General features: G+C 54.9%; 12 protein-coding genes and 3 tRNA genes. 1 reads left to right on the plus strand and 14 read right to left on the minus strand.

The window, feature by feature from the left end; all coding sequences use genetic code 11:
• The 11 genes from VGM55_RS08615 to nnr form a co-directional block, all read right to left on the minus strand.
• The coding region (locus tag VGM55_RS08615) for an adenylosuccinate synthetase (RefSeq protein ID WP_331635289.1) at window positions 1-113 on the minus strand (113 nt) is incomplete at its 3' end.
• A gap of 102 nt (window positions 114-215) precedes the next feature.
• Window positions 216-413, minus strand: coding sequence for a DUF2065 domain-containing protein (locus VGM55_RS08620; RefSeq protein ID WP_008453600.1), 198 nt, complete (start codon window positions 411-413; stop codon window positions 216-218).
• A gap of 68 nt (window positions 414-481) precedes the next feature.
• Window positions 482-1,486, minus strand: coding sequence for a protease modulator HflC (hflC, locus tag VGM55_RS08625; protein ID WP_154186949.1), 1,005 nt, complete (start codon window positions 1,484-1,486; stop codon window positions 482-484).
• A 2-nt stretch (window positions 1,487-1,488) separates the two neighbouring features.
• Window positions 1,489-2,748, minus strand: a complete 1,260-nt coding sequence (gene hflK, locus VGM55_RS08630) for an FtsH protease activity modulator HflK (protein ID WP_154186948.1) — start codon at window positions 2,746-2,748, stop codon at window positions 1,489-1,491.
• Between the two features lie 84 nt (window positions 2,749-2,832).
• Window positions 2,833-4,113, minus strand: coding sequence for a ribosome rescue GTPase HflX (gene hflX, locus VGM55_RS08635; RefSeq protein ID WP_331635248.1), 1,281 nt, complete (start codon window positions 4,111-4,113; stop codon window positions 2,833-2,835).
• Window positions 4,114-4,188: 75 nt separating this feature from the next.
• Window positions 4,189-4,500: an RNA chaperone Hfq gene (gene hfq / locus VGM55_RS08640; protein ID WP_154186946.1), complete on the minus strand. Its 312-nt coding sequence runs from the start codon at window positions 4,498-4,500 to the stop codon at window positions 4,189-4,191.
• A 101-nt stretch (window positions 4,501-4,601) separates the two neighbouring features.
• Window positions 4,602-5,546, minus strand: a complete 945-nt coding sequence (miaA, locus tag VGM55_RS08645; protein ID WP_154186945.1) for a tRNA (adenosine(37)-N6)-dimethylallyltransferase MiaA — start codon at window positions 5,544-5,546, stop codon at window positions 4,602-4,604.
• Complete coding sequence (gene mutL, locus VGM55_RS08650) at window positions 5,539-7,416, minus strand: DNA mismatch repair endonuclease MutL (RefSeq protein ID WP_154186944.1); 1,878 nt, start codon at window positions 7,414-7,416, stop codon at window positions 5,539-5,541. The genes miaA and mutL overlap by 8 nt, the downstream gene beginning before the upstream one ends.
• A 9-nt stretch (window positions 7,417-7,425) precedes the next feature.
• On the minus strand, window positions 7,426-8,751 hold the full coding sequence (amiB, locus tag VGM55_RS08655; protein ID WP_331635249.1) for an N-acetylmuramoyl-L-alanine amidase AmiB: 1,326 nt from the start codon (window positions 8,749-8,751) through the stop codon (window positions 7,426-7,428).
• 13 nt (window positions 8,752-8,764) lie between these two features.
• Window positions 8,765-9,226 (minus strand): tRNA (adenosine(37)-N6)-threonylcarbamoyltransferase complex ATPase subunit type 1 TsaE, encoded by a 462-nt coding sequence (gene tsaE, locus VGM55_RS08660; protein ID WP_154186942.1) that lies wholly within the window; start codon window positions 9,224-9,226, stop codon window positions 8,765-8,767.
• Between the two features lie 4 nt (window positions 9,227-9,230).
• On the minus strand, window positions 9,231-10,742 hold the full coding sequence (gene nnr, locus VGM55_RS08665; RefSeq protein ID WP_154186941.1) for a bifunctional ADP-dependent NAD(P)H-hydrate dehydratase/NAD(P)H-hydrate epimerase: 1,512 nt from the start codon (window positions 10,740-10,742) through the stop codon (window positions 9,231-9,233).
• On the opposite strand from nnr, the gene queG reads away from it, so the two are divergent.
• A complete protein-coding gene (gene queG, locus VGM55_RS08670) occupies window positions 10,741-11,880 on the plus strand; it encodes a tRNA epoxyqueuosine(34) reductase QueG (RefSeq protein ID WP_331635250.1) in 1,140 nt (379 codons plus the stop codon). The two genes, nnr and queG, sit on opposite strands and share 2 nt — an antisense overlap.
• A 272-nt stretch (window positions 11,881-12,152) precedes the next feature.
• On the opposite strand, the gene VGM55_RS08675 is transcribed toward queG, so the two are convergent.
• The 3 genes from VGM55_RS08675 to VGM55_RS08685 form a co-directional block, all read right to left on the minus strand.
• Window positions 12,153-12,228, minus strand: a tRNA-Gly gene (locus VGM55_RS08675).
• Window positions 12,229-12,264: 36 nt separating this feature from the next.
• Window positions 12,265-12,340 (minus strand) — tRNA-Gly (locus VGM55_RS08680).
• A 35-nt stretch (window positions 12,341-12,375) separates the two neighbouring features.
• A tRNA-Gly gene (locus tag VGM55_RS08685) sits at window positions 12,376-12,451 on the minus strand.
• Between the last annotated feature and the right edge of the window lie 183 nt (window positions 12,452-12,634).

The following is a 12,634-nucleotide window of genomic DNA, read 5'->3' on the forward strand; positions in this document are numbered from 1 at the left end:
TGACCGCCCTGGTAGCGTACAACATATTTAGCCCGTTCAGTCAGAAGATCGACGATCTTTCCTTTACCTTCGTCACCCCATTGGGTGCCCAGTACGACGACGTTGTTACCCATTTTTCAAAATCACCGTTTGCTTAAAAAAGGATTCTACCATCGGTTTCTCAGATGAACAGCCCTTTTAGTAGACAAAATAGGTTTCTGCCGGATAAATTTCACTCAGCTGCTGGCGCGACTCAACATGTAGTAGATGACGATGCCGGCAACCACAAGACCACCGCCAAAACGGCGAAGCAGCGTGTCCGGTAATTGCGCCATCGCCAGAATCATGCGCCGCCAGATACGCGGATAAAGCATTGGCCCCAGCCCTTCGAGCACTAATACCAGGGCAAGCGCCAGCCAAATTGTTGAATTCATAATCATCCTTTACGGGCATAAAAAAAGAGCCGGTAATGGTAAACCGGCTCTTTCACTCTGCTCAGCAATTAGCGGGAGCTATTTGCTGGCGTCTTCATGTAGCGGAAGAAGTCGCTGTCCGGGCTCATAACCATGATGTCCTGGTTAGACTGGAAGCTCGCTTCATAGGCACGCAGGCTACGAATAAAGGCATAGAAGTCTGGATCCTGACTAAATGCATCTGCAAACAGTTTCGCTGCTTCTGCATCACCTTCACCACGAGTCATACGGCCCTGACGCTCAGCTTCTGCCAGCGTACGGGTCACTTCGTAGTCAGCGGTAGCACGCAGTTTCTCAGCCTCTTCCTGACCCTGTGAACGGTGGCGACGGGCAACCGCTTCACGCTCGGCGCGCATACGGTTGTAGATAGCCTCGGACACTTCGGTCGGCAGGTTGATCTGCTTGATACGCACATCGACGACTTCAATACCCAGCGCCGCCATACTGTTAGGGTTAACTACAGGTACTTTACCGTTGGTTTCCTCAGTAATACGCGCCGCTGCGGAAGCAATCGCATCATCCGCTGCAGGGGTGGCGACTTCATCGTCGTTACCCGCTGAACCGGAGTTCAGGGCATCGCGTACGTCAAGCGTCAGGCGACCACGGGAGTCGGTCACGATGTCTTTCACATCCAGACGACCAATTTCAGAACGCAGACGGTCACTGAACTTACGCTTCAGCAGCACTTCAGCCTGAGAAACGTCGCCACCGCCGGTGGCCAGGTAGTAACGGCTAAAGTCGCTAATGCGCCACTTGATGTAGGAGTCAACGATCAGGTCTTTCTTCTCTTTGGTCACAAAGCGATCGGCCTGGTTGTCCATCGTCTGGATACGCGCATCCAGCGTTTTCACGGTTTCAATGAATGGGATCTTGAAGTGCAGACCCGGTTCGTATACCACCGGCTTATTCTCGTCATCACGCAGGACTTTGCCGAAGCGTAATGTAATGCCACGCTCGCCCTCATGCACCACAAACAGCGAGGTGTAAATCACGACCAGCACGATGATAATTACTGCAATGAAAGACTTACGCATCGTTATTCACTCCCTACGCGCTGGGTATCGTTGCGCTGTGCGTTAGCACGACGGCTATCCATGACATCGCCACTCGAGGAGGACGAAGAAGTGCTGGCACTGCTGTTTGAGCTGGACGCTGGCGGCAGACGCAGCAGATTGCTCGCTGCGCTGTTATCGCTCTTCGCGGCCGGCTGCTGAGCGCCGCCCTTCAACATCTGATCCAGCGGCAGCACCATCAGGTTGCCACCTTTGTCGTTGACCAGCACTTTACGGGTGTGGCTAAGGACTTTTTCCATGGTTTCGATATACAGACGCTCGCGGGTGATTTCCGGTGCGGCTTTATATTCCGGCAGCAGTCGGGCAAAGCGAGAAACTTCACCTTGCGCTTCCAGTACGGTCTGCACTTTATAAGCACGAGCCTCTTCCAGAATACGCTGAGCCTGACCGTTAGCACGCGGCTGAACTTCGTTGGTGTACGCTTCAGCTTCACGGATGTATTGCTGTTCGTTTTCACGAGCAGAGATAGCATCATCAAACGCGGCCTTCACCTCTTCCGGCGGGCGCGCCGTCTGGAAGTTGACGTCCAGCAGAGTGATCCCCATATTGTAAGGCTTGATGGTTTCTTCAAGCTCACGCTGGGTATCGCTACGAATCACAGTACGACCCTCGGTGAGGATCTTATCCATCGTGTATTTCCCGATAACGCCACGCAGCGCGCTGTCGGTGGCCTGACGCAGGCTGTCATCCGCGCTGGTCACACTAAACAGATAGCGTTGTGGATCGGTAACACGGTACTGCACGTTCATCTCAACGCGCACTACGTTTTCGTCAGAGGTCAGCATCACGCCGGATGCCGCCAGTTCACGGACCGATTCAACGTTCACCGCCTGAACGCTGTCGATAAAGGTCGGTTTCCAGTTCAGGCCTGGCTCAACCAAATGGCTAAATTTACCAAAGCGGGTCACAACACCGCGTTCGGCTTCTTTAATGGTATAGAACCCGGTCGCTGCCCAGATAATGACCGCCGCAGCGGCAACAATACCGACCACACGTCCACCAATAGGATTACCCGGCCCCTGCGATGCATTACCACCGCCGCTACCGCCACTTTTCCCGCCGCCAAGGCCGCCGAGCTTTTTGCTCAGCTTGCGGAAGATATCATCCAGATCAGGTGGCCCCTGATCGCGCCCTCCTTTGTTACCCCCAGAGTCGCCGCCAGGCTTGCTGCTTCCCCACGGGTCGCGGTCCTGTCCGTTATTACCGGGCTGATTCCACGCCATGTTTATGCTCCATATTTGTTGTGCGGTGATATCCCCCGAGGGGGAAATAGTCTTCAGGACATTTATGAGCCGGCTTAATTGCGTCTAAACGATGTAATCCGCGAGTGCCGGTTCTTGTTTACAAAGGCGACGCCAGTCAACGATAGGCATACGAACTTCTAATCCCACGCAACCGTCGTCCTCTGTCCACTCTTTTTCTATTGCCTGAAGCTGATAAAAACGGCTCCGCAAGCGCCCTGCCTGGGGAGGTAAACGCAGCGTATGCTGCGCAATTTCACCCGACAAACGTTCTGTCAGAGCCTGGAAAAGCAGTGGCACACCGGCACCGGTCTGTGCGGAAAGCCAGACGCGGATCGGCACATTCTCGTCGTTCCTGTCGATACGCGGCTCAAACTCGTCCAGCGCATCGATTTTATTCATGACCAACAGAGTGGGGATTTCATCCGCTTCAATCTCTTCCAGTACGGTATCGACTGCTGCAATGTTTTCCTGCATCCGGAAGTCGGCTGCGTCAATCACGTGTAACAACAGCGTGGCCTGACGTGTCTCCTGCAAAGTGGCTTTAAACGCCGCGACCAGGTCATGCGGTAGGTGGCGAATAAAACCGACAGTATCTGCCAGCACGGTTTCGCCCACATCGGCGACGTCAATACGGCGCAGCGTAGGATCGAGTGTGGCAAATAGCTGATCCGCGGCGTAAACATCTGCCGCGGTAATTCTGTTAAACAGCGTGGATTTACCGGCGTTGGTATAGCCCACCAATGAAACCGTCGGCACGTCTGCTTTATTACGCGAACGGCGTCCCTGCTCGCGCTGTTTTTCTACGCGTTCTAAGCGCGAGAGGATCAGCATAATACGGTTGCGCAGCAGGCGACGGTCAGTTTCGAGCTGGGTTTCACCCGGGCCACGCAAACCGATCCCGCCTTTCTGACGTTCAAGGTGGGTCCAGCCACGCACCAGGCGAGTAGCCAGATGGCGTAGCTGAGCCAGCTCAACCTGCAACTTCCCTTCGTGGGTACGTGCACGTTGGGCAAAAATATCTAAAATCAACCCCGTGCGGTCGATAACACGGCACTGACACAGGGCTTCCAGGTTACGTTCCTGGGCGGGGGATAACGCATGATCGAACAGCACAACCGACGCCCCAGTGGCTTTAACAGCCTCGGCAATCTCAACGGCTTTGCCTTCACCAACGAAATACTTTGGGTGCGGGGATTTGCGGCTACCGGTCACCACCTGAAGTGCTTCGACACCGGCTGAAGAGACCAGGGATTCAAACTCCGCGAGGTCTTCCATGTCTTTGTCTTGCGAAAAATAGATGTGTACCAGCACCGCCTGCTCACCGGCATCATAACGGTCAAACAAGCGTATAACCTCTCAAAAAGACCAGCGGGGAACACAGTTGAACTGGTCCCCCGACCGGGAAAACAGCAAGCGACCTTATTCGGTCTCTTCACCGTCTTGTTGCGGCGCAGAACCAGCCTGCGCGCTGCCGCCGTGATGATAGCCGCCAGAACCGCCGGTACCGGTGTTATTGCTATGATGAGAAACCGGACGAGACGGAACAACGGTAGAAATCGCGTGCTTATAGACCATCTGGCTGACCGTGTTTTTCAACAGGATCACGAACTGATCGAAAGACTCAATTTGCCCTTGCAGCTTAATACCATTCACCAAATAAATAGAAACTGGAACACGTTCACGACGCAGTGCGTTCAAGAACGGATCTTGTAAAGATTGCCCCTTAGCCATTCTATCTTTTCCTTATATGTTTGTTGTTTGTCACTCAAGAGCGATTAGCTCTGAAAAACTGCGTAAAAATTTGCGCACGCTGACGCTTCAATTGTACACATTCACCCATGCTTCGCACTAACAACCTGTAGCACTTCGCTGTATGCCTGTTCTGGTTTTTCACTGTCTAACCAGTGAACGCCTTCCCAGCCACGCAGCCAGGTCATCTGGCGCTTAGCCAATTGACGCGTCGCGCAAATACCTCGATAAACCATCTCGTCGTATGAAGTTTCACCGGCCAGATAAGACCACATCTGGCGGTAACCGACACAACGGATAGAAGGCATCTCCGTATGCAAATCTCCGCGAGCAAAAAGCGCCCGCACTTCTGCTTCAAAACCTGAAGCTAACATCTGATGAAAACGCTGCTCAATTCGCTGATGGAGCAGTTCACGGCTCGCCGGGGCGATGGCGAACTGATGCACCTGATACGGCAGAGCCTCTCCTGACGTTTGCGTCAGTTCCGTTAAAGTTTTACCCGAAATGAAAAAAACTTCCAGTGCCCGGGAAAGCCTTTGCGGATCATTTGGATGAATCCGGGCGCTCGCAACCGGATCGATCTGTTCCAGTTGACGATGCAACGCACCCCATCCTTGCTCTGCCGCCTGTTGCTCTATCTTCGCTCTGACTTCAGGATCCGCCGACGGTAATGGCGAAAGTCCTTCCAGCAGCGCCTTAAAGTAGAGCATTGTTCCACCTACCAGCAGCGGAATACGCCCGGCGGCGGTAATCTCAGCCATCTCGGCCAGCGCATCACGGCGAAAATCCGCCGCCGAATACGCCAGCGCCGGGTCAAGAAGGTCCAGTAGCCTGTGTGGCGCCTGGGCGAGTTCCTGCTCCGTTGGCTTAGCGGTACCGACATCCATTCCTCGATAGATGAGGGCCGAATCTACGCTTATCAACTCTACCGGCAAAGTTTTACGCAAATTAATGGCAAGTGCCGTCTTGCCGGAGGCCGTTGGCCCCATTAAAAAAATCGCCTGTGGCAGTTTTTTATTTTCAGTCATCTTTCAGGGCGTTCATCGCCGATTGTAAATCAACAGGTTGTAACAAGCCGCCGGGCGGTGATTTCACCAGCTGCGGACAAAGACGTTCAACATCCGCCAGCAGGGCAATCGCCTGAGACTGGGTCCACTGTTCGTGATCGCTCGCCAAATGGCGGGCAATCCACATAGCCAGTTGGCCCGGCGAAACTTCTGCCTGTTGCGCCAGGTATCCTGGCAGTTCGTGAATCAAGATTTGTAAATTTTGTTTCCGTAAAGGTAAAGGTACCGTGCGAATTGTTATCTGCCGGGCATCGGTATCAAATTCGATGCCCATTTCTTTCAAAAGCGCTTGATATTTAACCAATACATCGTGTTCTTCACGGCTGACTTTAAGCCGCAGCGGAATCAACAGCGGCTGAGCGCGCAATCCTTCGCTTCCCGGCGCCAGCTGCGCCTGTTTTAGCCACCGCTCGGCAACCACCAGTGAAAGAAGAGAAAGTTTGCCCTGCCGCTCAAGTAAGGCCTTATCCGGTGGTAAAACCGTTAAAACCCGGCCAAAGCTTTGCGAGTGGCCGTCAAGCGCCGCGGGTTCTTCAGCGCGAACTGCGGGGGTGGGATCAACTTCCGGAGTATCTAACAGCTGGCGGTATAGTGCGCCTTGCTGCTTCTGGTAGCCTGGAGCCGCATGTGGCCAAAGCGGCGTGCCACCCGTCTCGGCAGAACGACCGCCGCTCGCTGGAGAGGATGAGGCCTGGCGTGGAGCAGTATCGCGCGGCTCCCTCGCGACCGCTGGCGTCGCAAACTGGTTACGCCCGGCAGCAACGCGATTTTCCGGCTGCCAGCGTTCAGCAGGGATTTCGGCCGTTTCTTCCAGCACCAGCGCGTTCTCACTTTGCTGCTGCAGGACGCTAATCACGCCCTGGTAGATAAAGTCATGCACCAGCCGCGACTGATGGAAGCGCACCTCGTGCTTGGCTGGATGAACGTTAACGTCTACCTGATGCGGGTCAATCTCCAGGTACAGCACAAAAGCAGGTTGCTGATCCACGCCCAGCTTGTCCTCACAGGCCTGGCGAATCGCATGGTTAATTAAACGGTCACGCATCATGCGCCCGTTAACATAGCAATACTGGATCTCCGCTAAAGCCGAGGTGGTCGCTGAAGGTTCGGCGACCCAGCCACGCAGCGTTAAATCGCCATGCTGCCACTCAATAGCCAACGCCTGCTCAAGGAATGGCGTACCGCAAATCGCCCCCAGTCGACGCTCGCGGGGCGCCCCGTTCTGCACCGCACGGTACTGGCGGATCATTTTACCGTTATGATTGAGGGTTATAGAGACGTCAAAGCGCGCCAGCGCAATACGCCGTACCACTTCATCAATATGGTTGAATTCGGTTTTTTCGGTGCGCATAAACTTGCGGCGTGCAGGGGTATTGTAAAACAGGTCCAGGACTTCAAGCGTCGTACCTACCGGATGCGCGGCAGGTTTCACCGTCACATCCTGGTCGCGCCCTTCGGCATAGGCCTGCCAGGCTTCGTTTTGTTCAGCCGTACGCGAAGTCAGAGTCAGGCGAGAAACCGAGCTGATACTTGCCAACGCTTCACCGCGGAAGCCGAGGCTGATAATCGCCTCAAGGTCATCCAGCGAGGCGATTTTACTGGTGGCGTGGCGAGCCAGCGCCAGCGCCAGCTCCTCCTGCTTAATGCCGCAGCCGTTATCGCGAATGCGGATAAGCTTCGCACCGCCGCGCTCGATATCAATATCAATCCGCGTGGCGCCGGCATCAAGGCTATTCTCGACCAGCTCTTTTACTACCGACGCAGGACGCTCTACAACCTCGCCAGCGGCGATCTGGTTCGCAAGCTGCGGCGGCAGAACCTGAATCGGCATGTCATCTCCTTAGTTAGTAATTGCAACCTGCTGCGGCGACCCTGCTTGCGCGCGGGCGGTTTGCTCATGAGCCGGTGCCGACTGCAAAGGATGTTCCTGGAAATAGTTGCGCAGCCCCTCATAAATCGCCTGTGCTATTTGCTGCTGGTAACTATCGCTGCCCAGAAGACGTTCTTCGGAACTGTTGCTGATAAAGCCCGTTTCAACCAGTAGCGAAGGAATATCCGGCGAGCGCAACACGCCAAGGCTCGCATGTTCAGGGCGGCGTTTGTGCAGAGAGCCGACGCGTTGAAGCTGTGCCAGCACTTTTGTCGCGACATCATACCCGACGCGCTGAGAATGGCCGAATTGCAAATCCAGTACGGCCTGGCTGAGATACGGATCGGCCTGATTATTGGCCAGCACATCACCCGCTCCCCCAAGCAGTTCGGATTGTTTCTCGTGCTGCTCCAGCCAGCCCGCCATCTCGCTGTCAGCACGGCGGTTAGAGAGCACCCAAACCGAAGCGCCTGTCGCATCACGGTTAGGTGCGGCATCGGCATGAATGGAGACCAGCAGGTTAGCATTCTGCTTACGCGCCACATCGGAGCGGCCCATCACCGAAATGAAGTAGTCGCCATCACGCGTCAGCACACCCCGGAACATCGGATCGTCGTTCAGCAGCACCTTCAGCTTACGGGCGATAGAAATAGTGACATTCTTTTCCTGGGTTCCACCAGGGCCAATGGCACCGGGATCCTGGCCACCGTGTCCGGCATCAATAGCCACTACGACGGTATCCGACGGACCGCCGTTGTTAACGCGAGCGGACGGACGAGTCACGGTATTCGAACTTATCACGCCAGTGACCTGCAGCGGCTTAAAAGGGTTACGCGCCGGATCGGGTGCCTGAGCGGGAGCCGCTGGCTCAACGCGCTTAGCAACAACCGGCGGCGGAGGGGGTGGGGCATCCGCGTTAATGGTAAAGATGACGGTATAGTTGGCACCATTTTGCTGCTTCACGGCACGGGTTTTACCGGGCTGGGTTAAATCAACCACCAGGCGCAAAGACTGCTCATCTTTCGGCTGCCCTGAGCTAATGCTTTTCACCAGATTATTGCCGCTAAACTGCAGCGGCAGCCCGCGAATCACACCGGTTTGCTTAATATCCAGCGCGACGCTTCGCTTGCTATCCTGCGAAAAGGTATATTCCGGGTCGCCCATAAAACTGAAGGTGATACGGGCCTGGTTTTCACCGTTAGAAACCTGAATATCCGAAAGCGCTGCCGCGCCCGCTTGTGCACAGCACAGCAGCAGGAAACCGGCCATCAACCAACCTTTTACGCGATAGATCATCCCGTCATCCTTGCTATTTGGCTAACCGCGCCAGTAACGCTTCACCAGATGAGGAAACGGCAGCAAGACGTGCCTCACGCCCTTGCGCCTCGTAGCTCAGGTGAATTTCGACATCCGGTTCCGGGAGCACACCTGTCCCCTGCTGCGGCCATTCCACCAGGCAAATCGCGTCGTTGGTGAAATAGTCGCGGATCCCCATAAACTCAAGTTCTTCCGGGTCGGCCAGACGATACAAATCAAAGTGATAGACCATCAGGTTCTCAAGCTGATACGGCTCGACCAGCGTATACGTTGGGCTTTTTACGTTGCCCTTGTGCCCCAGCGCCTGCAAAAAGCCGCGGCTAAACGTGGTTTTGCCCGCACCAAGATCGCCATAAAGGTAAATCACCGTCGCGCCTTCACAGGCCTGCGCCAGGCTCGCACCCAGCTGTAATGTTGCCGCTTCGTCAGGTAATGCAATAACACGATTCATCATGGCTTCAGGTATTCAAATCCGGGTTAACAAACAGATAAAGCGTTGAAAGCAGGTCGCTTGCCAGCATACCGCGCGTGCCGCGTTGACTGGCCAACACATCAGCCGCCCCGCCGTGGGCCACGCAGCCTGCACAGGCTGCATCATAAGGGGTAAGCTTCTGTGCCAGCAATGCGGCAATGACGCCTGACAGCACGTCCCCCATTCCTCCGCTTCCCATCCCGGCATTGCCAACGTCGATAATGCTCAAACGATCGTGGCTGGCGACCAGCGTGCCGGCACCTTTTAAGACCACGGTTCCGCCATAACGTTTAGCCAAACGCCTTACGGCAAGTAAGCGATCACTCTCAATTTGTGACACAGCGCAATTAAGCAGCCTTGCGGCTTCGCCAGGATGAGGCGTAATGACGCGATTCTGACGTTTATCCGGGTTGATTGCCAGAAGGTTAAGCGCGTCCGCGTCCCAAAGCATCGGTTTACGGCTGTTTTCAACTTTCTGCAGCGCCTTCTTGCCCCATTCCTGCTGCCCAAGTCCAGGGCCAATCGCCACCACGTCCGCCCATTCAAGCGCATCATCTAACGATTCTGGCGTCAGTTCATGGACCATTAACTCAGGGCGAGCGGTAAGCAACGGTGCTACATTTTCCATGCGGGTTAACACCCGAACCAAACCGGCTCCGGCACGCAAAGCGGCCTCCCCAGCCATACGGATAGCGCCGGCCGTGCCGCTATCGCCGCCAATCAGCACCAGCCGCCCGTTATCCCCTTTATGCGAGGTTGGGCGTCTCGGTTTGATCCAATCGGCAAGCTGCTGAGCGTCAAAACGGGAAATCGGCGCCTCCTGCCCCTTCAGCCAGGGTTCAAGTCCCAACGCAGCAAAATGCAGCCTGCCAACAACATCCCGCGCCTTGCCCGTTAGCAAACCGGGCTTGAGGGCGATAAAAGTGACCGTATCCGCCGCCTGAACCACCGCGCCGGGCACCGCACCGGTTTCTGCCAGCAGCCCGGACGGAATATCCAGCGCAACGACCGGTGCAGGATGCTCATTCATCTGCTTGATAAGCTGAGCGATATTTTCGCGCGGTGCGCTGTTTAGGCCGATGCCCATCAGGGCATCGACAATTAAATCGATTTCCACAGGCCAGACTTTACCGGGATCGTGCGGAACGCCGCCCGCATTAAGCCAGGCTTCACGAGCCTGGCTCGCTTCTTCAGGTAAGGGCTTATCGGTTTCGACAGCCAGCAGCGTCACCTGAAGACCCGCAGCCTGCGCCAGACGAGCAACAACATAGCCGTCACCGCCGTTATTCCCGTGCCCGCAGACGATCAACCAATGATGAGCCTCCGGATAACGCCTTCGGGCAATCTGAAATGCGGCGTCACCGGCACGCTGCATCAGCTCATAAAGCGTGATACCGAGACTATCGGCGGCCTCCACTTCGGCTTTACGCAGCCAGTCCGCTGGCCAGACCGAATGTGGTATACTTTTGGCGTACTTTTTCAGGTTATGGTCCGTCATGTCACAGCCCCTCGATTACAATCAGTTAGCGCAAAACATTAAACAATGGGGCAAAGATCTTGGCTTCCAGCAGGTCGGCATTACCGATACCGATCTCACCGCCAGCGAGCCAAAACTGCAGGAATGGCTCGATAAGCAATATCACGGTGAAATGGACTGGATGGCACGTCATGGCATGATGCGCGCACGGCCACACGAACTGATGCCCGGCACGCTCAGGGTCATTAGCGTACGTATGAACTACCTTCCGACTAACGCCGCTTTCGCCTCAACGCTGAAAAATCCACAGCTGGGCTATGTCAGCCGCTACGCGCTGGGCCGTGACTATCATAAAGTCTTGCGTAACCGCTTAAAAAAGCTGGGAGAAATGATTCAGACCCACTGCTCCACGCTGAATTTTAGACCTTTTGTCGATTCCGCGCCGCTTCTTGAGCGTCCGCTGGCGGAAAAAGCCGGGCTGGGCTGGACTGGTAAGCACTCACTTATCCTCAATCGTGAGGCTGGCTCGTTCTTCTTCCTCGGCGAGCTGCTGATAGACATTCCGCTGCCGATCGACGGGCCCGTTGAAGAGGGCTGTGGCCGCTGTGTAGCCTGCATGACGATTTGCCCGACAAACGCCATCGTCGAGCCTTATACGGTGGACGCGCGGCGCTGTATCTCCTACCTGACGATTGAGCTTGAAGGCGCAATTCCGGAAGAATTCAGGCCGCTAATCGGCAACCGCATCTACGGCTGCGACGACTGCCAGCTTATCTGCCCGTGGAATCGCTACTCGCAGCTAAGCGAGGAAGATGATTTTAGCCCGCGCAAGGCGCTTCACTCGCCCCCCCTGACCGAACTGTTCGCCTGGAGCGAGCAGCACTTCCTGCGCGTGACCGAAGGCTCGGCTATTCGCCGTATTGGCCATCTTCGCTGGCTGCGTAACATCGCCGTTGCGCTGGGCAATGCGCCATGGGATGAAGCCAACCTGGCCGCACTTGAGCAGAGAAAAGGTGAGCACCCACTTCTGGACGAGCATATTGAATGGTCGATTGCGCAACAATTAGCCAGGCGAAGCGAGCAAGCCGTAGAGGTTCAGTTGCCGAAGAAACAGCGGCTGGTGAGAGTGATCGAAAAGGGACTTCCACGCGACGCATGATATGTCCACAGCGTGTGCATAACATTCAAAAACGCGTTGTCATTCAAGCGTCAAAATTTCTGCAAGCATTACATTAATATTTCGAAATTAAATTAAATCGTTAATTATCAATGAATTAAAATATTGATGTAATAAATATTACATTTGTAGAAGACGAGCGAAGAGACAGGCACCTGTGGATAAGTCTGTTTATAGACGTATTACAAAACGGCAAAATACCATCACCAACGCCTGCTAAGCGCTGTGGATAATTTTTACTTGAAAGGAAAATTTGGAGCGGGAAACGAGACTCGAACTCGCGACCCCGACCTTGGCAAGGTCGTGCTCTACCAACTGAGCTATTCCCGCTTGGGTGGTGCGTGGCTGTAAAAGCCAATCAAATTTTGGAGCGGGAAACGAGACTCGAACTCGCGACCCCGACCTTGGCAAGGTCGTGCTCTACCAACTGAGCTATTCCCGCTTGGGTGGTGCAGGCTGTAAAAGCCAATCAAATTTTGGAGCGGGAAACGAGACTCGAACTCGCGACCCCGACCTTGGCAAGGTCGTGCTCTACCAACTGAGCTATTCCCGCTCTGTGTAACGCTGCAAATTCTGCATCGGTACGGGAGGCGCATTATACGAGAATTCGTTTTTGTCGCAAGCCCTCAAACGTTTTTTTTCGCGTTTTTTGTCTGACTGCTGGTTAAACCATCAAGATGATTATTTTATCATCGCGAGCGGCTCTTTTCCCCTCACCTTTCGATGAGGGGACTGC

The organism is Cedecea sp. (assembly GCF_036500665.1).
Classification (GTDB): Bacteria; Pseudomonadota; Gammaproteobacteria; order Enterobacterales; family Enterobacteriaceae; genus Cedecea.

Bases quoted from the DNA above. Each gene is read 5' to 3' on its own strand.
- VGM55_RS08620 (WP_008453600.1), bottom strand. From the start codon at position 413: ATGAATTCAACAATTTGGCTGGCGCTTGCCCTGGTATTAGTGCTCGAA.
- hflC (WP_154186949.1), bottom strand. From the start codon at position 1,486: ATGCGTAAGTCTTTCATTGCAGTAATTATCATCGTGCTGGTCGTGATT.
- hflK (WP_154186948.1), bottom strand. From the start codon at position 2,748: ATGGCGTGGAATCAGCCCGGTAATAACGGACAGGACCGCGACCCGTGG.
- hfq (WP_154186946.1), bottom strand. From the start codon at position 4,500: ATGGCTAAGGGGCAATCTTTACAAGATCCGTTCTTGAACGCACTGCGT.
- miaA (WP_154186945.1), bottom strand. From the start codon at position 5,546: ATGACTGAAAATAAAAAACTGCCACAGGCGATTTTTTTAATGGGGCCA.
- mutL (WP_154186944.1), bottom strand. From the start codon at position 7,416: ATGCCGATTCAGGTTCTGCCGCCGCAGCTTGCGAACCAGATCGCCGCT.
- amiB (WP_331635249.1), bottom strand. From the start codon at position 8,751: ATGATCTATCGCGTAAAAGGTTGGTTGATGGCCGGTTTCCTGCTGCTG.
- tsaE (WP_154186942.1), bottom strand. From the start codon at position 9,226: ATGATGAATCGTGTTATTGCATTACCTGACGAAGCGGCAACATTACAG.
- queG (WP_331635250.1), top strand. From the start codon at position 10,741: ATGTCACAGCCCCTCGATTACAATCAGTTAGCGCAAAACATTAAACAA.
- nnr (WP_154186941.1), bottom strand. From the start codon at position 10,742: ATGACGGACCATAACCTGAAAAAGTACGCCAAAAGTATACCACATTCG.